The 25,131-nt window shown below is 71.9% G+C and carries 23 protein-coding genes and 1 pseudogene; 17 read left to right on the top strand and 7 right to left on the bottom strand.

The window, feature by feature from the left end; all coding sequences use genetic code 11:
- Window positions 1–212: pseudogene (locus ITJ54_RS08785) on the bottom strand (erythritol/L-threitol dehydrogenase); the annotation flags it as partial.
- Window positions 213–319: 107 nt separating this feature from the next.
- Between ITJ54_RS08785 and ITJ54_RS08780 the strand changes: the two are divergent.
- Window positions 320–1,282, top strand: coding sequence for a sugar-binding transcriptional regulator (locus tag ITJ54_RS08780; protein ID WP_228508764.1), 963 nt, complete (start codon window positions 320–322; stop codon window positions 1,280–1,282).
- A 40-nt stretch (window positions 1,283–1,322) separates the two neighbouring features.
- Here ITJ54_RS08780 and ITJ54_RS08775 read toward each other — a convergent pair whose 3' ends face one another.
- Window positions 1,323–1,859, bottom strand: coding sequence for a DinB family protein (locus ITJ54_RS08775; protein ID WP_194627330.1), 537 nt, complete (start codon window positions 1,857–1,859; stop codon window positions 1,323–1,325).
- Between the two features lie 242 nt (window positions 1,860–2,101).
- Between ITJ54_RS08775 and ITJ54_RS08770 the strand changes: the two genes are divergently transcribed.
- Window positions 2,102–2,758 (top strand): histidine phosphatase family protein, encoded by a 657-nt coding sequence (locus ITJ54_RS08770; RefSeq protein WP_194627328.1) that lies wholly within the window; start codon window positions 2,102–2,104, stop codon window positions 2,756–2,758.
- Window positions 2,759–2,849: 91 nt separating this feature from the next.
- On the opposite strand, the gene ITJ54_RS08765 is transcribed toward ITJ54_RS08770, so the two are convergent.
- On the bottom strand, window positions 2,850–4,592 hold the full coding sequence (locus ITJ54_RS08765; RefSeq protein ID WP_194627326.1) for a glycerol-3-phosphate dehydrogenase/oxidase: 1,743 nt from the start codon (window positions 4,590–4,592) through the stop codon (window positions 2,850–2,852).
- Between the two features lie 248 nt (window positions 4,593–4,840).
- Here ITJ54_RS08765 and ITJ54_RS08760 point away from each other — a divergent pair, with 248 nt between their 5' ends.
- From ITJ54_RS08760 to ald, 3 genes are all read left to right on the top strand, one after another.
- Window positions 4,841–5,803 carry a sugar-binding transcriptional regulator gene (locus ITJ54_RS08760; RefSeq protein WP_228508762.1) on the top strand — a complete coding sequence of 321 codons (963 nt, stop codon included), beginning with the start codon at window positions 4,841–4,843 and terminating at the stop codon, window positions 5,801–5,803.
- A gap of 99 nt (window positions 5,804–5,902) precedes the next feature.
- On the top strand, window positions 5,903–6,949 hold the full coding sequence (locus tag ITJ54_RS08755; RefSeq protein WP_194627324.1) for an AraC family transcriptional regulator: 1,047 nt from the start codon (window positions 5,903–5,905) through the stop codon (window positions 6,947–6,949).
- A gap of 164 nt (window positions 6,950–7,113) precedes the next feature.
- Entirely contained in the window at window positions 7,114–8,214 is a 1,101-nt protein-coding gene (ald, locus tag ITJ54_RS08750) for an alanine dehydrogenase (RefSeq protein WP_194627322.1), read from the top strand.
- A gap of 117 nt (window positions 8,215–8,331) precedes the next feature.
- Here ald and ITJ54_RS08745 read toward each other — a convergent pair whose 3' ends face one another.
- Window positions 8,332–9,135: a tryptophan-rich sensory protein gene (locus tag ITJ54_RS08745; RefSeq protein ID WP_194627320.1), complete on the bottom strand. Its 804-nt coding sequence runs from the start codon at window positions 9,133–9,135 to the stop codon at window positions 8,332–8,334.
- 251 nt (window positions 9,136–9,386) lie between these two features.
- On the opposite strand from ITJ54_RS08745, the gene ITJ54_RS08740 reads away from it, so the two are divergent.
- The 5 genes from ITJ54_RS08740 to ITJ54_RS08720 all read left to right on the top strand — a co-directional run bounded on the left by ITJ54_RS08740 (window position 9,387) and on the right by ITJ54_RS08720 (window position 16,181).
- Window positions 9,387–10,370, top strand: a complete 984-nt coding sequence (locus ITJ54_RS08740; RefSeq protein WP_194627318.1) for a magnesium and cobalt transport protein CorA — start codon at window positions 9,387–9,389, stop codon at window positions 10,368–10,370.
- 53 nt (window positions 10,371–10,423) lie between these two features.
- On the top strand, window positions 10,424–12,664 hold the full coding sequence (locus ITJ54_RS08735) for an alpha-galactosidase (RefSeq protein WP_194627316.1): 2,241 nt from the start codon (window positions 10,424–10,426) through the stop codon (window positions 12,662–12,664).
- Between the two features lie 166 nt (window positions 12,665–12,830).
- Window positions 12,831–13,808, top strand: a complete 978-nt coding sequence (locus ITJ54_RS08730; protein ID WP_228508759.1) for a carbohydrate ABC transporter permease — start codon at window positions 12,831–12,833, stop codon at window positions 13,806–13,808.
- A 35-nt stretch (window positions 13,809–13,843) separates the two neighbouring features.
- On the top strand, window positions 13,844–14,797 hold the full coding sequence (locus tag ITJ54_RS08725; protein ID WP_194627314.1) for a carbohydrate ABC transporter permease: 954 nt from the start codon (window positions 13,844–13,846) through the stop codon (window positions 14,795–14,797).
- A gap of 10 nt (window positions 14,798–14,807) precedes the next feature.
- A complete protein-coding gene (locus ITJ54_RS08720; protein WP_194627312.1) occupies window positions 14,808–16,181 on the top strand; it encodes an ABC transporter substrate-binding protein in 1,374 nt (457 codons plus the stop codon).
- Window positions 16,182–16,274: 93 nt separating this feature from the next.
- On the opposite strand, the gene ITJ54_RS08715 is transcribed toward ITJ54_RS08720, so the two are convergent.
- The gene (locus ITJ54_RS08715) at window positions 16,275–17,459 is read right to left on the bottom strand and encodes an ROK family protein (RefSeq protein ID WP_194627310.1); all 1,185 of its coding nucleotides are present in this window, start codon (window positions 17,457–17,459) and stop codon (window positions 16,275–16,277) included.
- Between the two features lie 90 nt (window positions 17,460–17,549).
- On the opposite strand from ITJ54_RS08715, the gene ITJ54_RS08710 reads away from it, so the two are divergent.
- From ITJ54_RS08710 to ITJ54_RS08690, 5 genes are all read left to right on the top strand, one after another.
- Window positions 17,550–18,833: a chloride channel protein gene (locus tag ITJ54_RS08710; protein ID WP_194627308.1), complete on the top strand. Its 1,284-nt coding sequence runs from the start codon at window positions 17,550–17,552 to the stop codon at window positions 18,831–18,833.
- Between the two features lie 85 nt (window positions 18,834–18,918).
- Window positions 18,919–19,131 carry an Rv0909 family putative TA system antitoxin gene (locus ITJ54_RS08705; RefSeq protein WP_071269705.1) on the top strand — a complete coding sequence of 71 codons (213 nt, stop codon included), beginning with the start codon at window positions 18,919–18,921 and terminating at the stop codon, window positions 19,129–19,131.
- Window positions 19,132–19,272: 141 nt separating this feature from the next.
- On the top strand, window positions 19,273–20,616 hold the full coding sequence (locus ITJ54_RS08700) for a SufS family cysteine desulfurase (protein WP_194627306.1): 1,344 nt from the start codon (window positions 19,273–19,275) through the stop codon (window positions 20,614–20,616).
- A complete protein-coding gene (sufU, locus tag ITJ54_RS08695; RefSeq protein WP_194627304.1) occupies window positions 20,613–21,062 on the top strand; it encodes a Fe-S cluster assembly sulfur transfer protein SufU in 450 nt (149 codons plus the stop codon). Before ITJ54_RS08700 ends, sufU begins: the two co-directional genes overlap by 4 nt.
- Before the next feature lie 74 nt (window positions 21,063–21,136).
- Window positions 21,137–21,775 carry an isochorismatase family protein gene (locus ITJ54_RS08690; protein ID WP_194627302.1) on the top strand — a complete coding sequence of 213 codons (639 nt, stop codon included), beginning with the start codon at window positions 21,137–21,139 and terminating at the stop codon, window positions 21,773–21,775.
- Window positions 21,776–21,994: 219 nt separating this feature from the next.
- On the opposite strand, the gene ITJ54_RS08685 is transcribed toward ITJ54_RS08690, so the two are convergent.
- Together ITJ54_RS08685 and ITJ54_RS08680 are read right to left on the bottom strand one after the other, a co-directional pair.
- Window positions 21,995–22,144, bottom strand: a complete 150-nt coding sequence (locus ITJ54_RS08685) for a hypothetical protein (protein WP_194627300.1) — start codon at window positions 22,142–22,144, stop codon at window positions 21,995–21,997.
- Window positions 22,145–22,321: 177 nt separating this feature from the next.
- Window positions 22,322–22,768, bottom strand: coding sequence for a hypothetical protein (locus ITJ54_RS08680; RefSeq protein ID WP_194627298.1), 447 nt, complete (start codon window positions 22,766–22,768; stop codon window positions 22,322–22,324).
- Between the two features lie 149 nt (window positions 22,769–22,917).
- Here ITJ54_RS08680 and ITJ54_RS08675 point away from each other — a divergent pair, with 149 nt between their 5' ends.
- Together ITJ54_RS08675 and ITJ54_RS18290 are read left to right on the top strand one after the other, a co-directional pair.
- Window positions 22,918–23,601: a response regulator transcription factor gene (locus tag ITJ54_RS08675; RefSeq protein ID WP_194627296.1), complete on the top strand. Its 684-nt coding sequence runs from the start codon at window positions 22,918–22,920 to the stop codon at window positions 23,599–23,601.
- A complete protein-coding gene (locus ITJ54_RS18290; protein WP_194627294.1) occupies window positions 23,598–24,959 on the top strand; it encodes a sensor histidine kinase in 1,362 nt (453 codons plus the stop codon). Before ITJ54_RS08675 ends, ITJ54_RS18290 begins: the two co-directional genes overlap by 4 nt.
- The last annotated feature ends 172 nt before the right edge of the window (window positions 24,960–25,131 follow it).

Here is a 25,131-nt window from a genome sequence, read left to right as displayed (position 1 = left end):
AACTTCGCGGCGCCGTGGTAGCACTTCAGGTCCGAGGCGCAGATCCCGACGGCGTCGGTGCGGAGCAGCAGTTCCCCCGGTCCCGGGGTGGGCACGGGTCGGGTCTCGAGGCGGTAGTCCCCGGGGCCGTGCACCACGACCGCCCGCATCGTCGCAGGGATGGCGGGATCGGTGGTGTCCGTCGGGGTGGTGGTGTCCGTCGTCGTCGACATGCGCTGGGTCCTCCGTTGGTCAGCAGTGGTTCGACCACGACTGTACACCGCTCAGAACAAATGTACAGAACACAATTTCTGGACGATGGGGGCGTTACGATCGCAGCATGTCCGACGAGATGCCCGCCCCGGACTCCGCGCGCAGTCGCTTCCCGCTCGACACCGTCTACCAAGCCGCGCGGATGTACTACCTCGAGGACGCCACCCAGGTCGAGATCGCCGCTCGGCTCGGGGTCTCCCGCCCGACGGTGTCACGACTCGTCGCCGAGGCCCGCCGCGCCGGACTCGTGCGCATCGAGGTCGTCGACCCGTTCCAGGACGAGACCGTCGCGCTGGCCGAACGCCTGCAGGTCGTGCTGGGCCTGCACGCGGTGCACCTGGCCGCCGTGACCCACACCACGACGCTCGGTGCCGACCTCGCCGTGCCGCTCGCCGCCGCGCTGGAGGACATGGCGCTGGTCCCGGGTGACGCGGTGCTGATGTCCTCGGGCCGGACGGTGTACGACGTCGCCCGCGGGGGGATGCCGCAGCTGCCGGGCGTGCAGCTCGTCCCGACCGTCGGCGGTCAGGCGGACCCGATGCCGTGGTTCCAGACGAACGAGATCACCCGGACGGCCGCCGAGCACTCGGGCGCGATCCCGGCGTTCCTCTTCGCGCAGGCGCTGCCGTCCGAGGCGATGCGTGCCTCGCTCGACGAGGACCCTGCGTTCCAGCACGTCATCGGGCTCTGGAGCCGGGCGAAGGGGGCCGTGCTCGGCATCGGTGCGCCGACCCCGACGCGCGACGCCCTGGCCCGTGGCATCCCCGTCGAGGACCGGGCGTTCGACCTGGCCGCCGGCGACGTCTGCCTGAACTTCTACGCCCCCGACGGGTCGCCGATCGAGTTCCCGGGCAGTGACCGGATGGTGCGGACCTCGCGCGAGGTCCTCGCCGCCGTGCCGCACGCCGTTGGGGTTGCCGTGGGCGAGGCGAAGGTGCCGAGCATCATCGGCGCGGTCCGCGGGGGACTGGTCAACGAGCTGGTGTCGGACGCGGCGACCGCGCGGGCACTGCTCGACGCGCTGGCCTGACGCGCGGGCGCTCCAGCTTGCACCGGGCCGGCGCTCCGGCCTACATCTGGTCGGTGTGGGTCCGGCGGACGTCCCAGAGGTGGTGCACCGGGTCGTGCGCGTAGTACACGGCGAGCGTCGCGACCGTGAAGGTGCTGCCGTCGGAGCGGAGTCCGGTGCGCTCGAGCTGGTCGTCGCGGACCTCGTCGAAGGCCTTGGCGGCGCGGTGGGCAGCGGCGCCGAGCTCGCGGGCGACGGTGGCCGGGTCCTGCTCGGCGTAGCGGGCTTCCTCCGCAGTGGCGTCCTGGTCCCAGTTCGGGAAGGTCGGGGCGTCCTCGGTGAGCATGAGCGTCAGGCGCTCGGTCATCTTCGCGTGCACGTCGCGCACGTGGGCGCCGTACTCGAGCGTCGACCAGGTGTCCTCGTCCGGGCGCTGCCGGGCGTCCTCGCGGAGCAGTGCGCCGGGCCAGCCCGTGGCGTTCGCCTCGACGATGCCGGGCACGTCGCGGATCGTCGTCGCGCTGCCGTCGTAGCCGCAGTCGGCGCACGGGGTCTCGATGACCCAGGTCCAGTTCTTCGTGTCGGGTTCGATCGCCATGGCCCGATCGTAGGGGGCGTCCGGTGCGGGCGCGTCCGGCCGGCTCGACTCGAGCGACATCGTCGTTGTCGTACGACCTCGACCTTGTCGCGCCGCGCTCGGGCCGCACGTGTCCGCGACAACATCGGTGTCGTACGACACCGATGTTGTCGTTCCGAGTCGGGAGGGGGCGGGAGCGGGCGCGGGCGGGGGGCGTGCGCAGCCCGGCGGCGCCGACACAGGCGCCTCCGTAGGGTGGCTGCATGCGACTGCTGCTCATCCGCCACGGCCAGACCCCCGCCAACGTGACCGGTGTCCTCGACGCCGAGGTCCCAGGGCCAGGACTCACCGAGCTCGGGCAGCAGCAGGCCGAGGCGCTGCCGGCAGCCCTCACCGAGCGCGGCATCGAGCGGGTCTTCGTGTCGTCGATGCTCCGGACGCAGCTGACCGCGGCGCCGCTGGCGGAGGCGCTCGGCCTCGAGCCCGTGGTGCTGCCGGGCCTCCGCGAGATCGAGGCCGGCGACCTGCAGGGCCAGCGCGACCACGTCTCCGTGCAGCGCTACCTCGCCACGTGCTACGCCTGGGCGTCCGGGGAGCGGGAGGCCCGGATGCCCGGCGCCGAGACCGGTGAGGACTTCTTCGACCGCTACGACGACGCGATCGCCCAGGTCGAGGCGAGCGGTGCGGACGTCGTCGCTGCGTTCAGCCACGGCGCCGCGATCCGGATCTGGGCCGCGACGACGGCGCAGAACGTGCCGCACGACCTCGGCTCGCGTCGGCACCTGGAGAACACCGGCGTCGTCGAGCTCGAGGGCTCGACGACGGACGGCTGGCGCCTCGTCGACTGGGAGGGGGAACCGCTCGGTGGCGACGACCTCATCGACCGGACCGCGCAGGACCCGACCGGCGAGCAGTTCTAGCCAGCGGCGACGGTCCGCGACGCGACCCCGAGACGGACGGGAGGCCCGGTACCAGCTGGTACCGGGCCTCCCGTCCGTCACTGGGCCGTGATCAGGCGTGCGTCGCCGACGCGGTCAGGGGCACGACCACGCCGTGCGACTCACGCAGGACGTCGAGCGTGTGCTGGACCTCGTCCGCGCGCTGCTCGGCATCCCACCCGAGGACACCGGCGAGGACGTCGGCCAGCTCGTCGAGCAGGTCGATCGTGACGCCGCCGACGAACGCGAGGTTCGTGCGGCGCAGCACCACGTCGATCAGGTGCACGGCGTGCTCGTGCTGGGCGAAGTAGGCCACCTCGGCACGGGTCAGGCCCGCGTCGGACTCGAGCGGCTCGACCGGCCCGTCGGTGAGGACGTCCACGACCTCTGCGGCACGGGTGCCGTAGCGCTGCAGCAGGCCCTCGACCAGTTCGGCGTCGAGACCGTCGCGGTGCGACTTGACCCACAGGGCGCGCTGGGCGTCCGTGGTCGGGAACTCCTTGCCGCCGCCGATCGGCATGCCGGTCGTGTCGACCTTGCGGGGCATGCCGAGCTTCTGCGTGGCCTCGGTCGACAGGTGCGCGGCGAGGGCGCGGAACGTGGTCCACTTGCCGCCGACGAGCGACAGCACGGTCGTCTTCCCGAGCCCAGGGATCGTGGTGTCCACGATGCGGTAGTCGCGGGAGACGAAGCCGGGGGCGGTGTCCTCGTGACGGGGGAGCGGGCGGATGCCGGAGTAGCTGTAGACGATGTGGTCGCGGGTGACGTCGATCTGCGGGAACACGTGCTTCACGAGCCCGAAGAAGTAGTCGATCTCCTCGTCGGTGGTCACGACCGGCTTCGACGGGTCGGCGTCGATGTCGGTGGTGCCGATGAGGACCCGGCCCTTGAGCGGGTAGATCAGCACGATGCGTCCGTCGTCGTTCTCGAAGAACAGCTCGCGGCCCTTGGTGGCCTCGAGGAGCTCGTCGTTGTGCACGACGATGTGCGAGCCCTTGGTGCCGCCCATGAACTTCGTCTCGCCGCCGAACGCCTGGTTCGTCAGGTCGGTCCACGGCCCGGAGGCGTTGATGACGACGTCCGCCTTGACGGCGAACTCCTCGCCGGTCTCGCGGTCGCGCAGCAGGACGCCGCCGTCGCGGGTGCCGACGGCCTCGACGTAGTTGGTCGCGCGGGCGGTCGCGGCGGAGCCGGTCCCGGTGCCGGCGGCCAGACCGTCCTTGAGGACGTCGAGCGCCAGACGCTCCGGCTCGTGCACCGAGGCGTCGTAGTAGGTGCCCGTGTACTTCAGGTCCTTGTTGAGGGCCGGCATGTCCGCCAGCGCCGCCTTCTTCGTGCGGAAGACGTGCTTGGGGACCGAGCCGCCGTCGCGGGAGAAGGAGTCGTAGATCGTCATGCCGATCTTGATGAGCATCGCGCCGCGCTCCTTCGTGGAGCGCTGCTTGTGCGTCAGCATGCGCAGCGGGGCGTTCATGATGCCGGAGAACGTCGAGAAGATCGGCATCGTCGTCTGCAGCGGCTTCACGTAGTGCGGGGCGATGCGGATCAGGCCGTTGCGCTCCTGCACGCTCTCGCGCACCAGGCGGAACTCGCCGTTCTCGAGGTAGCGGATGCCACCGTGGATCATGTGGCTCGACGCCGCGGAGGCGCCGGAGGCGTAGTCGCCGCGCTCGACGAGCGCGACGTCGACGCCCTGGAGGGCGAGGTCGCGGAACGCGGCGATGCCGTTGATGCCGCCACCCACGATGAGGACCTGTGCGTTCGGGCGCTCGGTGAGGTCGGTCACCGTGCGTCGGGGCTGCGTCGTCTTCGACATGTGCGTACGCGTCGCTTTCTGGGGTCGGTTCTGTGGTCTCCACCGATCGTGCGCCTGGTGAGAAGTCGGGGCAACTCGCGTGCACGAACGTGCAGCACGTCTGTGGGCACGTCCGGCGACACGGTCTGGAGGCTCGACCGCGGTTGCAGAGGCCGTGCACGTCCGTGCATGGTTGGCTCCATGGATGTGCATGCGATCGTCGCGAGTCCGCCGGTGGTCGTCGCGACCTCGCTGGTGTGGTGGACCCGATGAGTGACGCCGGGCAGCCGATGCGGACGCAGCAGGCGCTGCGCGCCGCGCACCTGTACTACCTGCAGGACCTGACGATGGACGCCATCGCGGACGAGCTCGGAACGTCCAGGTCGTCGGTCTCCCGACTGCTCAAGCACGCCAGGGACACCGGGCTCGTCGACATCCAGATCCGGTCCCCGCTGGACCAGGCCGCGGCGCTCAGCCGGAACATCCGCGCGCGGTTCGGGGTGCACGCGCACGTCGTGCCGGTGCCGGACCACACGAGCGACGTCGACCGCCTGGAGCGGGTCGCCCTGTCGGCGGCCCGGATCCTGACGCAGTACATCGAGTCGAACATGGTGATCGGCCTGTCGTGGGGCTCGACGGTGAGCGCCGTCAGCCGGTTCCTCGTGCCGAAGACCACGCACGGGTCCACGGTCGTGCAGGTGAACGGCGCCGCGAACACCCGCACGACCGGCATCGTCTACGCGTCCGAGATCCTCCGGCGGTTCGGCGAGGCGTACGGCGCCCTCGTGCAGCAGTTCCCCGTGCCGGCGTTCTTCGACGACCCCGCGACGAAGGAGGCCCTGTTCCGCGAGCGGTCGATCCGCCGCGTGCTCGACCTGCACGAGCGGATGGACGTCGTCGTGTTCGGTGTCGGTGCGCCGCAGGCCCCGGTGCCCTCGCACGTCTACTCCGGCGGGTACCTCGACCCCGCCGACCGCGAGGAGCTCACCCGCGCCGGTGTCGTCGGCGACGTCTCGACGGTGTTCTACCGCGCGGACGGGTCCTGGCGGGACATCGGGCTGAACGCCCGCGCCGGCGGACCCGACCTGGACATCATCAAGCGCGCACCGCGGCGGATCTGCGTCGTCGCCGGGCGGGGCAAGGCCGCGTCGCTCCGTGGGGCGCTCGCGGCCGGGCTCGTGACCGACCTGATCCTGGACGAGAGCATCGGGCAGGCGATCCTGCAGAACTGACGCCGGCGGTGCCGTCCGGACGCGCGTGCTCGTCCGGACGCGCGTGCTCATCTGGCCGCGCGTGCTCGTTTGTCGGTGGTCGTCGATACGTTCTCGCGCATGGTGCTCTCCACGGAAACCCGGCCGACGGCCATGATGCTCGGCACCCCTCCCACGTCCCCGGTGGCCGGTGGGCACCCGCCCGTGGCCAGTGCCCAGGAACGCCCCGGGGCGCGCTGGTTCCGCCGGATCGCCGGCACCGACATCGACCACGCCGTCGCCTTCTTCTCCGAGGGCTACGACCTCCGCTCGCCCGTCGTCCGGCGCACGTCACGGCACACCCCGTGGGACTTCTCCGGTGTCGGCGACGAGCGCATGTCGCTGCGGACCGTGCGGGCCGCCGTCGACTTCCGTGGCGAGAGCCGCACCGAGGACGAGTTCCACGTGATCTGGCTGCGGTCCGGGTCGACCTCGTTCTCCCACCGCGGCGAGCACGTCGACCTGCAGCCCGGCGTCCCCGTGGTCATGCCCGTCGGCGACACCTGGGAGATGCACCACCGCGACATCTCCCTGAACATGGTGCAGCTCGACCGCCGGTTCGTCACGGCCCTCACCGGCGACCCGGACTTCGCGTTCGAACCGCTGCAGCGACCGTCGGCGGAGGGCATCCGGGTGTGGCAGGACGCCGTCCGCCGCAACTCGTCGACCTGGCTCGACCGCGGCACCGAGCTCGGCACCGTCGCACGCCGCGACATCGCCGAGTCCTTCGCCCGCGCCGCACTCACCGCCTTCCCGCGCCGCGAGGTCTGGCGGGCATCGGTGGACGGCAACGGCCCGGAGCACGAGCGACTCCGCCGTGCCCTCGAGTTCGTGCACGCCCACGCAGCAGAGGCGATCGGCACGCCGGAGATCGCGATGGCCGCTGGGCTCAGCCCGCGGGGGCTGCAGCAGTCCCTGCGCCGGCACCTCGACCAGACCCCGGGGGAGCTGCTGCGGCAGGTGCGGCTCGACGGCGCACACGCGGAGCTCCGTCGCGCCGACCGTGACGAGGTCTCGGTCGCCGAGATCGCCCGGGCCTGGGGCTTCGGGCACCTCGGTCGGTTCTCGGCCGCGTACCGGGCGCGCTTCGGTGAGCTGCCGAGCGAGTCCCTCCGCAGCAGGGGCTGATCTCGCGGGCCCACTCGGGTCCTCCGGGTCGTCTGCCGAATCGTGGCGCACGGATCTCGGCGTGGTCATCCAGATGTTCGGCCGTCACACGCTGGACACACGCAAGTGGCTGGATGGTCGGGTCAGCGCGGACACCCCGCGCACCGCCCACGAAGGAGTCCGCCATGCGCATCGGCGTCCCCACCGAGATCAAGAACAACGAGTTCCGCGTCGCCGCCACCCCGGCGGGTGTCGGCGAGCTCACAGCCCATGGGCACCAGGTCCTCGTACAGGCCGGTGCCGGTGACGGCTCGTCCTTCACCGACGCCGAGTACGCCGCCGCCGGGGCCACGGTCGTGCCGACGGCGGCGCAGGTGTGGGCGGACGCCGAGCTCGTGCTCAAGGTCAAGGAGCCGGTCGCGTCCGAGTACGACTCGATCCGCCCGGGCCAGGTGCTCTTCACCTACCTGCACCTCGCGGCCGACCGTGCCCTGACCACTGCCCTGACGGCGTCCGGCGCGACGGCGATCGCGTACGAGACCGTGCAGCTGCCCGACCGGTCCCTGCCGCTGCTGTCGCCGATGTCCGAGATCGCCGGGCGGCTGTCCGCCCAGGTCGGTGCGAACCACCTGATGCGTGCGAACGGCGGCCGCGGGCTGCTGCTCGGCGGGGTGCCCGGCACGCCGAGGGGCCGCGTCGTGGTCATCGGCGGCGGCGTCGCGGGCGAGCACGCCGCGGCCATGGCACTCGGGCTCGGTGCCGAGGTCACCGTGTTCGACATCAGCCTGCCGCGGCTGCGCGCCCTCGACGCCCGGTTCGACGGTCGCATCACGACGCTGCGGTCCTCGTCCCACGCGATCGCGTCGGCGCTGCGCGAGGCCGACCTGGTGATCGGCTCGGTGCTCATCCCCGGCGCCTCGGCGCCGAAGCTCGTCACCGACGCGATGGTCGCCGACATGCGTCCGGGCTCGGTGCTCGTGGACATCGCGATCGACCAGGGCGGGTGCTTCGAGGGCTCGCGGCCGACCACCCACGACGAACCCACCTTCGCCGTGCACGACGCCGTCTACTACTGCGTGGCGAACATGCCCGGGGCCGTGCCGCGCACCTCGACGATCGCGCTGACGAACGCGACGCTGCCCTACGCCCTGGCGATCGCCGACCAGGGGTGGGCGGCGGCGATGGAGTCCGACGCTGCCCTCGCCCGCGGGCTCAACGTGCACGACGGCCGCGTCACGAACGACGCAGTCGCTGCCGCCCACGGCCTGGTCGCGTCCGCGCGCTAGGCCCGGGCCGGACGAGGCTCGTGCTGCGCGACAGAACCCGCGCCCAGAACGCCGAGTCTCGTCGCGCAGCACGAGCCTCGTCCCCAGTGTGTGGCGGGCGGGCGGGCCGCGTGCGCGTCAGCTCACGCGGGCAGCGGAGGCCGAGCGGGCGGCGGACCAGCCCGTGCGGGCCCGCACCACGAGGGTGACGACCACCGCGGCCGCCGCGGCCACGATCGCCGCGACGGCGGTCGGCACGGAGACGAGCGGCCCGTCGAGCCGCGCGACCGCGACCCACGCCAGACCCCAGCCGAGGGAGACGGCCGGGGAGAGCCGACCCCGTCCGCCGATCGCCACGAGGACCCCGACGAGCCCGGCGACCCCTGCCACCCCGACACCCCAGACGTCCTGCCCGAGGCCGAACCCGCGGAAGCCCGCCGCCGTCAGCACCGCGGCCGTGTTCGCCGCCGTCGCTACGCACACCCACCCGAGGTAGAGGCCGAACGTGCCGTCGGTGACGATCGCCTCGACGATGCCGGACGGCTTCGTGCGCCGCAGGACCACGAACGCCCAGACGAGCACCCCGAGCAGCGCGACGATGATCGGCTCGCTGGCCCAGAGGAACCCGAACTGCACGGACAGGATCCACGCCGCGTTGAGCAGCAGGGACAGCGTCGCGGGCACGGCGATCCGGTCGTGGCGGACCTGGTCGGCACGGCGGGGCAGGAACTGCCACACCGCGAACGCGATGAGCCCGACGTAGATGACGCTCCAGATGCCGAACGCCGGGCCGCCGGGCGCGATGGCGGTCGACGATGCCGACAGTGCCCCGCCGGCTGCGTCCTGGATGGGCGTGCCACCGGCAGCGCCCGACCCGATGAACGAGCCCACCACGGCGATGACGGCACTGGCCGCGATCACGATCTTCCGGAACCATCGCATGGCGTCTTCCCTTTCGTCAGCATGCTGTCGACCTGCACGCTAGGCCCCGGGTCGGCCTCGGCGCGCAGCCGACACCCAGGCAAGCGGGGGCGGCCGGGAGGCTCGGGAAGCGCCCGCCACGCCCGATCCGACCCACACCGGGTGCCGTGGGGAGTGCGAACGCGCGTTGCTGGTCGGACGTTCACGCTCCCGACGCGCGAATCCGCCGCCTGAGCGCGGAGGCACCCGCCGCAGGTGCGTAGGTTGGGCACGTGACCGTCGAGCTCAACACCGTGTACATCGACCGCATCGCCCCGATCGCGAGTCCCTCGCTCGACGACAGCTTCCGGATGATGCGGGAGCAGGGGGCCACTGTCTGCATCGTCCTGTACCAGCCGGACCCGGTCGAGCTCGGCGACGTCGCCGTCGCCCTGGGCCTGCACGAGCTCGCGGTGGAGGACTCCGCCGAGGGGCACCAGCGACCGAAGCTCGAGCGCTACGGGTCCACGCTGTTCGCGGTCCTCAAGCCGGCGCTGTACAACGACCGCCGCGAGGAGGTCGAGTTCGGCGAGGTGCACGCCTTCGTCGGCGACGACTTCTTCCTCGCCGTCGTGCAGGCCGACCCGCGGGGTCGGAACGTCGTCCCGCGTGCGCTGCAGCGGATGAGCGGCAAGCCGGGTCTGGTGACGGCGGGGTCGCAGGCGCAGCTCTGGGCGCTCATGGACACGATCGTCGACGACTACCGTCCTGTCACCGAGGGGCTCGAGGAGGACATCAACCAGATCGAGGACCAGCTCTTCGCCGGGGTCCCCGGGGTGTCCCGCCGGATCTACGAGCTGTTCGGCGAGGTCGTCGACTTCCAGCGGGCAGCGCGGCCGCTCATCCACATGATCGAGAACATCCACCGCGGCGCCGAGAAGTACCACCTGCCCGTGGAGATGCAGCGGCGCTACCGTGACGTGCTCGACCACGCGATCCGCACGGTGGAGCGGGTGGACACCTTCCGGCAGCTGCTGCAGAACGCGCTGACGGTCGACGCGACCCTGGCGGCGCAGAAGCAGAACGACGACACCAAGAAGATCTCCGGCTGGGCGGCCATCCTGTTCGCGCCGACGCTCATCGCCGCGATCTACGGCATGAACTTCACCCACATGCCCGAGCTGACCTGGACGTGGGGGTACCCGCTGGCGGTCCTCGCGATGGTCCTGTTCGCCGCGGCGCTGTTCGTCGTCTTCAAGGTCAAGCGCTGGTTCTGACATACTTGCGCCATAGTTAGTTGCACGGCGGAAGAAATGACCCTGGAGATTCGATGACGCACCTCCCGCACGCTCTCGTCCACCTGTCCACCGCCGGGGTCTCCCTGGTCCTCGACTGCACGCGGGGCCGGTTGCCGGCCGTCGTGCACTGGGGCGCCGCGCTGGGGGAGCAGTCCACCGACGACCTGCTCGCGCTCGTCGAGGCCGGCCTCGAACCAATCGTCTCGAACGCGATCGACGAGCCGATCCGCCTGGCCGTGCTGCCCGAGCCGCACGCCGGGTGGTCGGGCAAGCCCGGCCTCTCCGGGCACCGCGACGGGCACGACTGGTCGCCCCGGTTCATCGTGACCAGCCTCGACGTCATCGGCGAAGCCCACGAGACCGCGCCGACCGCTCCGACCACGACGCACGGTGACAGCGCCGACACCGCCGGCGACACGGACCACGCCGGCACCGGCGCCCCCGTCCTCATCGACACCGGCGCAGCACTCCTGGTCGTCGAGGCCGCCGACGACACCGCCCAGCTCGCCGTCCGCCTCGAGATCGAGCTGCTCCCCGCCGGCCTGGTCCGCACCCGTGCAGCCGTCACGAACACCGGCGCGGGGACGTACACGGTCGACGAGCTCACCGTCGCCCTGCCGATCCCGACCCGCGCGCGGGAGATCCTCGACTTCGCCGGACGCTGGGGCAAGGAGCGCACCCCGCAGCGCGTGGACCTCGTCGTCGGCATCCACGAGCGCGAGGGCCGCAAGGGCCGCACGGGCGCCGACGCCGCCACGGTGCTGAGCGTCGGCGAGCCGGGCTTCGGCTTCGCGCACGGCGAGGTCTGGGGCGTCCACACCGCGTGGAGCGGCAACCACCGCCACCACGCCGAACGCCTGTTCAACGGCCGCCAGGTCCTCGGTGGCGGAGAGCTCCTGCTGCCCGGCGAGGTCCGGCTCGGCACGGGGGAGTCCTACGAGGGCCCGTGGCTCTACGGCGCGTACGCCACGGGCCTCGACGACCAGGCGCGCCGGTTCCACCGCCACCTGCGCAGCCGCCCGCAGCACCCGACGAGCGTCCGCCCGATGACGATCAACGTCTGGGAGGCCGTCTACTTCGACCACGACCTCGACCGCCTGAAGGACCTCGCCGACCGGTCCGCCCGCCTCGGCGTGGAGCGCTTCGTCCTCGACGACGGCTGGTTCCGCCACCGCCGCAACGACTTCGCGGGCCTCGGCGACTGGTTCGTCGACGAGACGGTGTGGCCCGACGGCCTGGGCCCGCTCGTCGACCACGTCCGGGCGGCCGGCATGCAGTTCGGCCTGTGGTTCGAGCCGGAGATGGTGAACGAGGACAGCGACCTGGCGCGGGCGCACCCCGACTGGATCATGCAGGCCGACGGGCGGCTGCCGGTCCGCTCCCGCCACCAGCAGGTCCTCAACCTCGCGATCCCGGAGGCGTACGAGTACGTCCTCGACCGCATGGTCGCGATCATCGACGAGTACCGGATCGACTACGTGAAGTGGGACCACAACCGCGACCTGGTCGAGGCCGGGCACCGGGACGGCGGGGCGGCCGTGCACGAGCAGACCCTGGCGGCCTACCGGCTGATGGCGGCGCTCAAGGACCGCTTCCCCGGGTTCGAGATCGAGTCGTGCTCGTCGGGCGGCTCCCGCGTCGACCTCGGCGTCATCGAGCACACCGACCGCGTCTGGGTGTCGGACTGCATCGACCCGCTCGAGCGGCAGCAGATGAACCGCTGGACCATGCAGCTCCTGCCGCCGGAACTGCTCGGCTCGCACATCGCCAGCGGGGTGAACCACACGACCGGCCGCTGGCACGACCTGTCCTTCCGCGCGGGCACGGCCCTGTTCGGGCACCTCGGCATCGAGTGGGACCTGGCCACGGCGACCGCGGCCGAGGAGCGCGACCTGGCCGAGTGGATCGCCCTGTACAAGGACGTGCGCGGGCTGCTGCACAGCGGGGACCTCGTCCGGGTCGACCAGGTCGACGAGACCCTCACCGTGTACGGCGCGGTGTCGTCCGACCGGCGCGAGGCGATGTTCTTCCTGGCCTCGCTCGCCGCCCCCGAGGTCAGCCTGCGCGGCCGGATCACCTTCCGTGACCTGGACCCCGAGACGCGCTACCGCGTGGACCCGGTGCTCATCGGCAGCGGGAGCGACGGCGTGCGCGAGCCGGTCTGGTGGTCGGGGGAGCGGGTCTTCTCCGGTCGCGTCCTCGAGACGGTGGGCCTCGAGGCCCCGTCGACGTACGCCGAGCGCGTGGTGCCGTTCCGCCTCACCGCGATCTGACCGCACCACGGGACGGACGGGAGGCTCGGTGCCAGCTGGCACCGAGCCTCCCGTCCGTCGTCGGTCCGCGCCCGTGACCCGCTCTTGACAAGCCGTTTCTTTTGCAGCGACACTAAACCCGACCGGCAGCGTTGCCGGACGGAACCGACGCGACGAAGGAGTCACGATGGCCACCGAAACACCGCTGCCGTCATCCATGACGGTGACCGCTGACCGGCGCAGCCGACCGGTGCAGGAGCGTGCCGGCACCGGGACGCCGGCACCGCGACGGCGCCGCCCGCCGAACGACCTGCGGCTCGCGCTCGTGTTCATCGCCCCGGCCACCATCGGGTTCGCGCTCTTCCTGCTGTGGCCGACCGTCCGCGGGATCTACCTCTCGTTCACGTCGTACAACCTGCTCACGCCGCCGGTGTTCACGGGGCTGCAGAACTACGAGCGGCTCGTGCAGGACTCGATCTTCTGGCACTCGATGCTCGTGACGGTCGAGTACGTCCTGTTGAACATCGGGTTCCAGACCGTCCTGGCGCTGTTCATCGCGGTGATGATGCACCGGCTGACGAAGTCGACGTTCGTCCGCGGGATCGTCCTGGCGCCGTACCTGGTGTCGAACGTGGTCGCGGCGCTCATCTGGCTGTGGATCCTCGACACGCAGCTCGGCATCGGCAACGAGGTGCTGTCCGCGCTCGGCATCGGGCGGATCCCGTTCCTGCAGAGCGACGTGTGGGGCATCCCGACGATCGCGTTCATCAACGTCTGGCGGAACGTCGGCTACACGGCGCTGCTCATCTTCGCGGGCCTGCAGGCGCTGCCCGAGCAGGTGTACGAGGCCGGCCGGATCGACGGGGCGAGCGAGTGGAAGATGTTCTGGGGGATCACGGTCCCGCTGCTCCGCCCGATCCTGTCGCTCGTGCTCATCATCACGATCATCGGCTCGTTCCAGGTGTTCGACACCGTCGCCGTCACCACCCAGGGCGGTCCGGCGAACGCCACGAACGTCGTGCAGAACTACATCTACAACCTGGCCTTCGGCCGGTTCCAGTTCGGCTACGCGTCCGCCGTCTCGGTGGCCCTCCTCATCGTCCTCAGTGTCATCACGTTCGTCCAGTACCGACTCTCGCGCTCCGGCGAGAGCGACCTGGACTGACGCGGCCACCCAGCAGCAACGGAAGCGAGTCGAAGATGACCAGCACCCTCCCGCCCGTGCTCGACCCCGTCACCACCCGGGCCGTCACCACCGCCGGCAGCAAGCCGCCCCGTCCCCGTCCGTCCGTCGGTCGTGTCCTCGCCTGGACCGCGATGACCGCCGTGATCGTCATGACCCTGTTCCCCTTCTACTGGATCCTCCGCACGGCGCTGTCGTCGAACGGTGCGATCTCCGCCGACCCGACGTCGCTGCTGCCCACCGGGTTCAGCCTCGGCGGGTTCGAGCGGGTCTTCGGCCTGCAGACCACGAAGGAGGCGCTGTCGCAGGGCGGCTCCGGCGCGACGCTGAACTTCTGGCAGTACCTGCTGAACTCCGTGCTGACCGCCACGATGATCACCGTCGGACAGGTGTTCTTCTCGGCCGCTGCCGCCTACGCCTTCGCCCGGCTCCGCTGGCCCGGACGCGACACGGTCTTCGGGGTGTTCCTCGCCGGCCTGATGGTCCCGACGATCTTCACGCTGCTGCCGAACTTCGCGCTCATCAAGTCGCTCGGGCTCGTCGACACCCTGCTCGGGATCTCGCTGCCGTCGATGCTCATGACCCCGTTCGCGGTGTTCTTCCTGCGGCAGTTCTTCCTCGGCATCTCGAAGGAGGTCGAGGAGGCGGCACTCATCGACGGCGCCGGCAAGGTCCGCGTGTTCTTCCGGCTCATCCTGCCGATGGCCGCCGCACCGATCGCGACGCTCGCCGTGCTGACCTACATCACCGCCTGGAACGACTACTTCTGGCCGCTCATGGTGTCGTACACGGACAGCTCGCGCGTGCTCACCGTGGCCCTCGGCGTCTTCAAGTCGCAGGCACCGCAGTCCGGCACCGACTGGTCGGGCCTGATGGCCGCGACGCTCGTGGCGGCGCTCCCGATGATCGTGCTGTTCGGCCTCTTCGCCAAGCGCATCGTCAACTCCATCGGCTTCTCCGGCATCAAGTAGGGACGCTCCCATGACGAACTCCATCTCCCGCCGCGCGCTGTTCGCCGGCGGCGCCTCCGCCCTGGCCCTCGGCGCCCTCGCCGCGTGCTCGTCTCCCGGACGGGTCAGCTCGACCGGCGGTGCGAGCGGCACCGTGTCGTACTGGCTCTGGGACTCGAACCAGCTGCCCGCGTACCAGGCCGTCGCGAAGGCCTTCGAGCGCGAGAACCCCGACATCACCATCAAGATCACGCAACTCGGCTGGAACGACTACTGGACGAAGCTCACCGCCGGGTTCATCGCCGGCACCGCGCCCGACGTCTTCACCGACCACCTGACGAAGTTCCCGCAGTACGCCGACCTCGACGTGCTGTACGAACTCGACGAGCTCGAGGCCACCGCCGGCATCCGCGACGCCGACTACCAGTCCGGCCTCGCCCAGCTGTGGAAGGGCCGCAACGGACACCGCTACGGGTCCCCGAAGGACTGGGACACGATCGCGATGTTCTACGACGAGGCGGTCATGCAGAAGGCCGGCGTCACACCCGCACAGCTCGCCGCCCTGGAGTGGAACCCCGACGACGGCGGAACGTTCGAGCGGATGCTCGCGCACCTCACCATCGACGCCAAGGGACGCCGCGGGGACGAGCCCGGCTTCGACAAGCGCGACGTGGCCGTCTACGGGATGAGCTCGAACGGCAGCGGCGGCGACGGCTTCGGTCAGACGCAGTGGTCGCCGTTCACCGGGTCGACCGACTGGTTCTACACGAACGCCAACCCCTGGGGCGACCGGTTCCGGTACGACGACGCCGGCTTCCAGAAGACGATCTCGTGGTACTTCGGCCTGGTGGAGAAGGGCTACATGCCGAAGTACGGCGTCTTCTCGACGACGACCGGCCCGGACGTGCAGCTCGGCGCGAAGAAGGTCGCGCTGTCGTTCAACGGCTCGTGGATGATCGGCGCGTACGGCAACCTGCCGGACATGAAGGTGGGCATCGCGCCGACACCGATCGGGCCCGTGGGACACCGCGCGTCGATGTTCAACGGGCTCGGCGACTCGATCACGAAGCAGGCGAGGAACCCCGAGGCCGCGGCCAAGTGGGTCGCCTTCCTCGGGGGAGCGACCGCGCAGCAGATCGTCGGCCGCGCCGGCATCGTGTTCCCGGCGCGTCCGGAGGGCACCGAGGCAGCCGTCGCGGCGTTCCGCGAGAAGGGCTTCGACGTGTCGGCGTTCACCGACCAGGTCGAGGACGAGACCACGTTCCTGTTCCCGGTCACGCGGAACCCCGGCGACGTGCAGGCCCTGGTGCAGCCCGCGTTCGACGACATCTACGCCAACGGCAAGCCGGTCAGCACGCTGACCGGGATGAACGACCAGGTGAACACGCTCCTGCAGCTCACGTAGCGCTGCGGGTCGCGACCAGAGCCGGACGGGAGGCTCCCCACCAGACCGGTGGGGAGCCTCCCGTCCGGTGCGTGGTGCCGTCGGGCGGTGGGTTCAGGCGCCGAGCGCGTGCATCTGGATGGCGACCGCGGCGGCGCCGCGTGCCCACTCGTTGAAGCGGAACGGCTGGACGACCACGGTCGGGGCGGGCGTCGACCAGTGCCGGGCGGCCTCGATCGAGCGGTCGAGCGCTGCCCGGCCGGTCTCGGCGACGCCGACGAGTTCGCCGGAGAGCAGGACGACCTCGGGGTCGACGACGTTGACGACGTCCGCGACGAGGAGTCCGAGGGCCTCGGCCGCGTGGTCGACGACGGCACGGGCCGCCGTGTCGCCGGCGCGGGCGGCGTCGAGCAGCTCGGCGGCGGTGACCTGGCGGCCGAGCGCGGCGCTGCCGGCCAGGCTGACGGCCCGTTCGCTGAGGACGGCGCGGGCGCACCCGCGGTGCCCGAACTCGCAGCGGACGTCGGAGTCGGCGACGGCACCACCGAGGCGCTGGTGGCCGATGCTGCCGGCAGTGGAGTGCGCGCCGGCGACGACGGTCCCGCCGAGGACCAGGCCGAGCCCGATGCCGGCGCCGATCGTCAGCAGGGCGAAGGAGCGGTGGCCGCGGCCCTCGCCGAACCAGTGCTCCGCGTGGGTGAGCGCCCGGACGTCGTTCTCCACCGAGCACGGCAGGCCGGTGGCGTCGGTGAGCAGGGCGGCGAGGGGGACGTCCTCCCACCCGAGGAAGGGAGCGCGGCGGACCTCGCGGCGACCCACGGTGGCGCCGCCGAGCGCGACGCAGACCCCGCGGACGCGGTCGTCCTCCGCGGTCAGTGCGCGGACGACCTCGGCGATCCTGGCGACGACGGCGGGGACGTCGGTGGCGGACAGGGGCTCCTCGCGCTCGGTGAGGACCCGTCCGCGGTGGTCGGTCGCCACGGCGAAGAGCCCGTCGCCGGTGAGCTTCACGCCGACGAAGTGGTGGGCGTCCGGGTCGATGTCGAGCGGGATCGAGGGGCGTCCGGTGGTGGTGGGCTGCACGACGTCGCGCTCGACGAGGATGCCGGCCTGGAGCAGCGGACGGGTGATGCGCGACAGGCTCGGGCCCGACAGCCCCAGGCGCTCGGCGAGCTCGGTGCGGGGGCGGGGGCCGGCGCGCAGGACCTCGAGCACGACCGACTGCGCACTGCCCGCGAGGGGTTCCCAGCCGTGCTGCACGGCCGTCGGGACCGGCGCGGGGTCGGGTGTCTCGTTCACCCGGTCAGCCTAGGCGCGGCTCGTGGTGCGGCCCCGCAGACGCGGGGCCGGTGCGGGAGGCCGGTGCGGGTGGCCGATAGGGTCGTGGCCATGCCGAACACCGCTCGCACGACGTCCGGCTGGGCACTCAAGCTCGGGGTCGTCACCGCACTCGTCGGTCTCGGGGGCGGCGTCGCCGGGATCGCCGTGTGGCTCGCCCTGCAGCTGATCCAGTTCGTCGCCTTCGGGTCCGCCTTCGGTGGGCACCTCGAGGCGGCCGACGCTCCCTCGCCGCTGACCCGGTTCACCGCGATCACGTCGGCCGGGCTGGTCACGGCGCTCGCCTGGTGGGCACTGCGTCGGTGGGGGCGCCCGGTCGTCTCGGTGCCAGCGGCGGTGGGCGGGAAACGGATGCCAGCGCTCGCGACGCTGGCGAACGCCGGCGTGCAGATCCTCGCCGTCGGGCTCGGTGCCTCCATCGGGAAAGAGGTCGCGCCGCGCGAGGTCGGCGCCTGGCTGGCCCAGGTCGTGACCGCCCGCGCCGGCCTCTCCGCCCGCGAGACGAAGATCCTCGTCGCCTGCGGTGCCGCCGCCGGCCTCGCCGCGGTCTACGACGTCCCGCTCGGCGGTGCGCTGTTCGCCGTCGAGGTCCTGCTCGGCGAGCTCACCTTCGCCACCGCGCTGCCGGCGTTCGTCACCAGTGCCGTCGCCGCCGGGGTGGCCCGCCTGGTGATCCCCGACGAGGTGCTCTACCACGTGCCCGCGACCCACATCTCGCCGTCGCTGCTCGTCTGGGCGGTGGTGGTCGGTCCCGTGCTCGGGTTCGCGGGGGTGGGGTTCGTGAAGCTGACGAACCGGCTGCAGGGCATCGCGCCGAAGGGCTGGCACCTGCTCGTGCTGCTGCCACTCGTGTTCGCGATGGTCGGGCTGATCGCCGTGCCCTTCCCCGAGGTGCTCGGCAACGGTCGTGCCCTCGCGGTCGCAGCGATGAACACCGCGCTCGACGACGGCACCGTGATCGGCATGACGCCCATCGTGCTGTTGCTCGTCCTCGGCATCGTGCGGACCATCACCACCTCCGCGACGATCGGTGCCGGAGCCGTCGGTGGCACCCTGACGCCGTCGATCGCCATCGGTGCCGCGTTCGGCGGGTTCCTCGGCGGGGCGTGGGCGCTGCTGTGGCCGGCGGACGGCCCGAGCCTGGTGTCGTTCGCGTTCATCGGGGCGGCCGCGTTCCTCGCGACCACGATGCGGGCGCCCTTCACCGCGCTGGTGCTCGTCGTCGAGTTCACGCAGCAGGGCACGGACATCCTGATCCCGTCCCTGCTCGCGGTCAGCGGGTCGGTGGGGGTCAGCTACGTGCTGGCCCGTCGGCGCAGCGCCCAGATGGTCTGAGGCGGTACGCGATCCGGGTGACCGGCCTACCATCGGCTGCACGCGGCGGGGCGCTGGAGTCCCGCCAGACACGAGAGGCACGGACATGGCGGGGTTCGACGACATCACCAAGAAAGCCCAGGCGTTCCTGAAGGACGGCAAGGTCCAGGACGCCCTGAAGAGCGAGAAGGCCGAGGGCGTCAGCGACAAGGTGCTCGACGGCGTCGCCGACGCCGTGAAGAAGGCCACCGGCGGCAAGTACGACGACAAGATCGAGGGCGCACGCGACACCGCGGACAAGCACCTCGGGAACGAGTGACCCCAGTCGTCGTCACGGACGGCCCCGGACCGCAGGCGCGGACCGGGGCCGTCCTGCGTCCGGGGCACTGCGTCCCGGGGCGCTGAACCGGAGCCGGCTCGGGTCTGCCTCGGCTGGACTCCTGGCGGAACAACGGGGACGATGGGTCGGTTGTCCCCGACGACAGCAGGAGGAACCAGCGCCGTGACGATCGAGGCACCAGACCAACCGCTCACCACCGACGAGGTCGAGCGGATCAAGGCCGACTTCCCGATCCTGCAGCAGGAGGTGAACGGCCACCCGCTCGCGTACCTCGACTCCGGCGCCACGGCCGAACGCCCGCGCCAGGTGCTCGACGCCGAGCGACGCTTCCTCGAGCACGACAACGCCGCCGTGCACCGGGGAGCGCACACCCTCGCCGCGCTGAGCACCGACGCGTACGAGGACGCCCGCGCCACCGTCGCCGGGTTCGTCAACGCCGCGAGCCCGAGCGAGGTCGTCTGGACCGCGAACGCCACGGACGCGCTCAACCTGGTGTCGTACGGCATCGCGAACGCCAGCCGCGGTCGCGGGGGTGCCGCCGCCGAACGCTTCCGCATCGGCCCCGGCGACGAGGTCCTGGTCACCGAGGCCGAGCACCACGCCAACCTGGTGCCGTGGCAGGAGCTCGCCGCCGCCACCGGGGCGACCCTCCGCTTCGTGCCCGTCGACGACGACGGCTGCTGGGGTGCCGCCGACGCCCTCGCGCTGATCACCGACCGAACCGCCGTCGTCGCGTTCGCCCACGTCTCGAACGTCACCGGCATGATCGCGCCCGTGGCCGAGATCGCGGCCGCCGCCCACGCCCACGGTGCCCTCGTGGTGCTCGACGCCTGCCAGTCCGCGCCGCACCGCCCCGTCGACGTGCAGCAGCTCGGCGTCGACTTCGCGGCGTTCTCCGGGCACAAGATGCTCGGCCCGAACGGCATCGGCGTGCTCTGGGGACGCCAGGAGCTCCTCGACGCCCTGCCCCCGTTCCGTACCGGCGGCTCGATGATCACCACGGTGACGATGGAGCACACCGAGTTCATGCCGGCACCCGAGCGCTTCGAGGCCGGCACGCAGCCCGTGTCCCAGGCCGTGGCGCTCGCCGAGGCCGTCCGCTACCTGCAGGGCATCGGCATGGAGCGCGTCCGGGTGCACGAGGAGCACCTCGCCGAGCGCATGCTCACGGGCCTGGCCGCCGTCCCCGGCATCTCCGTCGTCGGTCCCGCCGCCGGCGTCCCGCGCTCCGGCCTGGTGTCGTTCGACGTCGACGGGGTGCACGCCCACGACGTGGCGCAGTACCTCGACGCGCAGGGCATCGCCGTCCGCTCGGGCCACCACTGCGCCCAGCCGCTGCACCGCCGGCTCGGCCTGACCGCGACCAGCCGGGCGAGCACCTACGTCTACACGACCGACCAGGACGTCGACCGCTTCGTGCAGGCGGCCAGCGAGATCCGCGCCTACTTCGGAGCCACCGCGTGAACAGCCTCGACAGCCTGTACCAGCAGGTCATCCTCGACCACGCCAAGGCCCGGCACGGCGACCGCGACCTGCCAGACGCCGACGCGTCGCACTTCGAGCGGAACCCGACCTGCGGCGACGAGATCACCGTCAGCGTCCGGCTCGAACCCGGCACCGACCGCGTCGCCGGGCTCGCCTGGCAGGGGGACGGCTGCTCGATCTCGATGGCCTCGGCGTCCGTGCTCACCGACATGGCCGTCGGCCGGACCGTGCCCGAGCTGCTCACGTTGACCGAGGCGTTCCGAACGATGATGCGCTCCCGCGGCGTGGGCGAGCCCGACGAGGACGTCCTCGAGGACCTCGTCGCCTTCCACGGCGTCTCGAAGTTCGTCATGCGCGTGAAGTGCGGGATGCTCGCCTGGGTGGCGGCGGAGGCCGCCGTCCGCGAGGCGAGCGCGGCCCGCTGACGCGACCCGGTGCCGGACGGGAGGCTCGTGGCGGCGCCGCCACGCGCCTCCCGTCCGGGGTGCAGGCTGGTGGCATGACCACCCCGAACCGCGCCCTCGTCCTCGTCGACGTCCAGCAGCAGTACTTCTCCGGCCCCCTCGAGATCCAGTACCCCGCGCACACCGATTCCCTGCCCCGGATCACCGCGGCCATCGACGCCGCGACCGACGCCGGTGTCCCCGTCGTCGTCGTGCAGCACTCCGGCGGCGCCACCGCACCGGTGTTCAACCCGACGACCCCCGAGTACGCGCTGCACCCCGACGTGCAGTCCCGCAAGCAGGACGACTGGAAGCGCGTCACGAAGCAGTTCGGCTCGGTGTTCGCCGGCACCGACCTGCTCGCCTGGCTGCGGGAGCGGGACGTCGACACCGTCACCCTGGTCGGCTACATGACGAACAACTGCATCATCGCCAGTGCCGCCGACGCGGAGACCCACGGGATCGCGGTCGAGGTGCTCTCCGACGCCACGGGCGCGATCAGCATCGCGAACGCCGCGGGGCAGGCCGACGCCGAGACCGTCCACCGCACGCTGATGGCGGTCCTGCACTCGAACTTCGCCTCCGTCGCGACGACTGACCGCTGGGTCGCCGTGCTCGGGACGGACCAGGCCCTGGCCGGTGACGACCTGGTGACGTCGGCGCAGGCGGGTGCCGAGCGCTTCCCCGTCAGCTGACGGGACGCCGGGCGCCGGGCGCCGGGCGGGAGGTGGGCGTCGCGCGTCGGGCTGGTTCCGCGCGCGAGACGCCGGTGTCTCATCTCGAGACGCCGGTGTCTCGGTGGGACGCCTCAACATGGTCGAGACGCCGCCGGAATCGACGGCGTCTCGCGTGCGAAGAGGCGTTTCGCGCTGACGCCGGTGTGTCATCTCGAGACGCCGGTGTCTCGCGAACGGCTACGGGCGGTACTCGTCCCGCTTCTGGTTGTTCAGCGCCCGCTGGGACTCCAGGTCGTGCGTGTGTGCGCCGCCCATGGCCCCGATGGTCTTCGCTGCGGACACCAGCCCGGCCGCGACGGCCCTGGCGATGACGATGAGGATCTGCATGACGCCTCCTGTTTCCCCGGAACGTACCAGGGGCGCGGTCGATCCGTCCTGTGCCGGTGGAGCGGGGTCGGGTCCTCCGCCCCACCGGCTCGCGCACCCTGCCTTGCTAGGTCAGGACGGGTGCGGACCACACGGTGCCCGAGCGAGAGGGGGGAACGCGCTCGGGCACCGCGGGTTCTAGCGGCCTCGTCGGAGCGCTGCGGAGCGCACCGAGAGCCAGATCGAGAGTCCGTAGACGACGAACGCGAGCACGACGTGCCACGGGGTGACCCAGTCCCAGCCGAGCGTGGTGATGCAGTGGCCGAGCAGCCACTGGACCACGGCCAGCACGAACAGCGCCGCCGCACCGACCACGGCGCCCCTGGCCTCCCGCAGACGGAGGGCGCCGACGACCGCGGCGGCCAACGCGAACACCATGACCGGGTAGGCGATCAGGCCGTGTGCGTCCGTCCAGACCTCCTTCGCCCCCTGCGACAGCCCGTCGGAGATGAACTCCCCGGCGGTGAGCGACTGCAGGAAGACGAACAGGACGGTCAAGCCCACGAGGATCGCGAACGCGCGACGAGGCCCGGCGGGGACGGTGGCGTCGCGGCGTCCGGCGGTCCGGCTGGAGGGAACGGTCATGGGGCAGACGGTAACCCCGCCGTGCACGGTCGGCCGGGGTGGCATCACTCGAGAGTTCACACGAACGCCGGGGCGCGATGCTGGTTGGCTGAGCGGATGCCCCGACGCGAACCGTCCCGCCCCCGCCACGAGTGCGGCGTGGTCTGACCGTGGCGGCGATCCTGGTGGTCGAGGACGACCCGGCGATGGGCGCCCTGGTCGAGCGCGGCCTGACGAACGAGGGACACACGGTGGCCCTCGTCCTCGACGGCGCCACGGCGCTGCGGCAGGCCGAGACGGGCCCCTTCGACGCCGCCGCGATCGACGTGATGCTGCCGGACATGACCGGGTTCGAGGTGTGTCGGCGGCTCCGGGAGGCCGGGCAGGACCTGCCCGTCATCCTCGTGACCGCCAGGGACGCCGTGGACGACCGCGTGTTCGGCCTCGACTCCGGCGCGGACGACTACCTGACGAAGCCGTTCGCCATCGCTGAGCTGAACGCGCGCATCCGGGCGCAGCTCCGGCGGCGTGCTGCCGGCTCGGCCACGGTCGTGCAGGCGGGTGTCGTGCGCCTCGACGTCGTCGCGGTCCGGGCGTCCGTCCGCGGCCGGGACCTGCCGCTGAGCGTCAAGGAGTTCTCCCTGCTGCGCTTCCTGATCCAGGGTTCGCCGCTGCCCAGGTCGCGCACCGAGGTCCTCGAGGAGGTCTGGGGGAGCGCCGAGCACTTCGACCCGACGATCGTCGACCAGTACGTCAGCTACGTGCGGAAGAAGCTCCAGGCCTCCGGCGCCGACCTCGTCATCCGCACCGTCCGCGGCGTCGGGTACGCGCTCGACGTCGAGGCCACCCCGTGACGCCGTTCCGGTGGCTGTCGATCCGGGCACGGATCACGCTCGGCAGCGTCGTCATCGGCGCCGTCGTCCTGAGCGGCGTGGCCTTCGTCCTGCACGAGCAGATCGAGCACGCGACGCTCGAGGCGGACCGGTCGCTCGCTGCCGGGGACGCCGCGGCCTTCGTGGCCGACCTGCACCAAGACCCGGAGGAGCCGCCCGACGTCCCCGCCGCGGACGTCCTGGTCGCCATCCGGACCGCCGGCGGTCGCTGGATCACCGACTCCCTGCCCCGGGACCTGCAGCGCGTGCTGCCGCCGGGCATCCCCGACCGCACGGTCACCCTGCGGCTGCACACGGACCGCCGCGCGGCGACGGTCATCGGCACACCGGTGACGAACGACCGCGGGACGTACGTCGTCTGGGCAGCCCACGACGGTCGGGCCGGCGAGGAGACGGTCGCCAGCGTCGACCGGTCGCTGGTCATCGGCACGCTGTTGGCGCTCGCCGCCTTCGCGGGCACCGCCTGGCTGCTGACGACCCTCGCGCTCCGCCCCGTGTCGCGGATGCGCCGCACCGCCGAGCTGCTGAGCACCGGTGCCGTCGGCGGTCACCTGCCGATCGGGTCGTCCCAGGACGAGGTGGCCGAGCTCGCGCGCACCCTGAACGCCTTCATCGACCGGCAGCGGGAGAACGCCGAGCGCGAGCAGCGGATGATCGCCGACGCGAGCCACGAGCTCCGGACACCGCTCGCTGCCCTCACCGCGCGGCTCGAACTCGCGCACCGGGCCTCCGGTGACGCCGACGCCCTCGAACGCGAACTCGACGCGGCCGAGGTCGACGCCGGACGGCTCGTCGCCCTGGCGAACACGATGCTCGAACTCAGTCGGCTCGACGAGCAGGGCGCGCCCCCGGAGTCGCCCGCCGCCGACCTGGTGACCGAGCTGATGGGGTCCGTCGACCGGATGCGCACCCTGGCCGGCCCCGACGCGGACATCGACTTCGCGGTCGAGGTCCCGTCACCCCGCAAGCGGTACCCGGTGGGACCGGCCGCGTTCGCCCGCGTGGTCGACAACCTCGTCGCCAACGCGGTCGCCGCGGGGGACACCGGTGTCGTCGTGCGGATCACCCTGCTGCAGGACGACGCCCACGACCTGGTGCTGCGCGTCGTCGACGACGGCCCCGGCATAGCGGAGGCGTTCCTTCCGCGGGCCTTCGACCGGTTCACCCGCGCCGACCCCGCCCGCCGGTCCGGCCTCGGCGGCAGCGGTCTGGGCCTGGCGCTTGTCCGGGCGACGGCGGAGCGGGGCGGCGGGTCCGTCCGGCTCGCCAACCGTCCAACCGGCGGCGCGGAGGCGGACGTCCGGTTCCCCACGCGGTGACACCGGACGGGAGGCTCGTGGCGGGCCCGCCACGGGCCTCCCGTCCCACGGAACGGTCGTGCACGAAAACGTCTAGAGGGGACGTAGGACCCGACGACACTGTCGGACTCCCACGGGAGGCTCGCGATTCAGGGTGAGCGAGCCTCTGCTGCAGCACGGTCTTCGGGTGACC

Origin of the sequence: Curtobacterium sp. VKM Ac-2865 (assembly GCF_015350905.1) — a bacterium.
GTDB lineage: Bacteria > Actinomycetota > Actinomycetes > Actinomycetales > Microbacteriaceae > Curtobacterium.
This window is presented reverse-complemented; position numbering and strand designations above follow the sequence as displayed.

Excerpts from the sequence above, each read along its gene's own strand:
- ITJ54_RS08780 (WP_228508764.1), top strand. The coding sequence starts at position 320 with ATGTCCGACGAGATGCCCGCCCCGGACTCCGCGCGCAGTCGCTTCCCG.
- ITJ54_RS08775 (WP_194627330.1), bottom strand. The coding sequence starts at position 1,859 with ATGGCGATCGAACCCGACACGAAGAACTGGACCTGGGTCATCGAGACC.
- ITJ54_RS08770 (WP_194627328.1), top strand. The coding sequence starts at position 2,102 with ATGCGACTGCTGCTCATCCGCCACGGCCAGACCCCCGCCAACGTGACC.
- ITJ54_RS08765 (WP_194627326.1), bottom strand. The coding sequence starts at position 4,592 with ATGTCGAAGACGACGCAGCCCCGACGCACGGTGACCGACCTCACCGAG.
- ITJ54_RS08760 (WP_228508762.1), top strand. The coding sequence starts at position 4,841 with ATGAGTGACGCCGGGCAGCCGATGCGGACGCAGCAGGCGCTGCGCGCC.
- ITJ54_RS08755 (WP_194627324.1), top strand. The coding sequence starts at position 5,903 with ATGGTGCTCTCCACGGAAACCCGGCCGACGGCCATGATGCTCGGCACC.
- ald (WP_194627322.1), top strand. The coding sequence starts at position 7,114 with ATGCGCATCGGCGTCCCCACCGAGATCAAGAACAACGAGTTCCGCGTC.
- ITJ54_RS08745 (WP_194627320.1), bottom strand. The coding sequence starts at position 9,135 with ATGCGATGGTTCCGGAAGATCGTGATCGCGGCCAGTGCCGTCATCGCC.
- ITJ54_RS08735 (WP_194627316.1), top strand. The coding sequence starts at position 10,424 with ATGACGCACCTCCCGCACGCTCTCGTCCACCTGTCCACCGCCGGGGTC.
- ITJ54_RS08730 (WP_228508759.1), top strand. The coding sequence starts at position 12,831 with ATGGCCACCGAAACACCGCTGCCGTCATCCATGACGGTGACCGCTGAC.
- ITJ54_RS08725 (WP_194627314.1), top strand. The coding sequence starts at position 13,844 with ATGACCAGCACCCTCCCGCCCGTGCTCGACCCCGTCACCACCCGGGCC.
- ITJ54_RS08720 (WP_194627312.1), top strand. The coding sequence starts at position 14,808 with ATGACGAACTCCATCTCCCGCCGCGCGCTGTTCGCCGGCGGCGCCTCC.
- ITJ54_RS08710 (WP_194627308.1), top strand. The coding sequence starts at position 17,550 with ATGCCGAACACCGCTCGCACGACGTCCGGCTGGGCACTCAAGCTCGGG.
- ITJ54_RS08705 (WP_071269705.1), top strand. The coding sequence starts at position 18,919 with ATGGCGGGGTTCGACGACATCACCAAGAAAGCCCAGGCGTTCCTGAAG.
- ITJ54_RS08700 (WP_194627306.1), top strand. The coding sequence starts at position 19,273 with ATGGGTCGGTTGTCCCCGACGACAGCAGGAGGAACCAGCGCCGTGACG.
- ITJ54_RS08690 (WP_194627302.1), top strand. The coding sequence starts at position 21,137 with ATGACCACCCCGAACCGCGCCCTCGTCCTCGTCGACGTCCAGCAGCAG.
- ITJ54_RS08685 (WP_194627300.1), bottom strand. The coding sequence starts at position 22,144 with ATGCAGATCCTCATCGTCATCGCCAGGGCCGTCGCGGCCGGGCTGGTG.
- ITJ54_RS08680 (WP_194627298.1), bottom strand. The coding sequence starts at position 22,768 with ATGACCGTTCCCTCCAGCCGGACCGCCGGACGCCGCGACGCCACCGTC.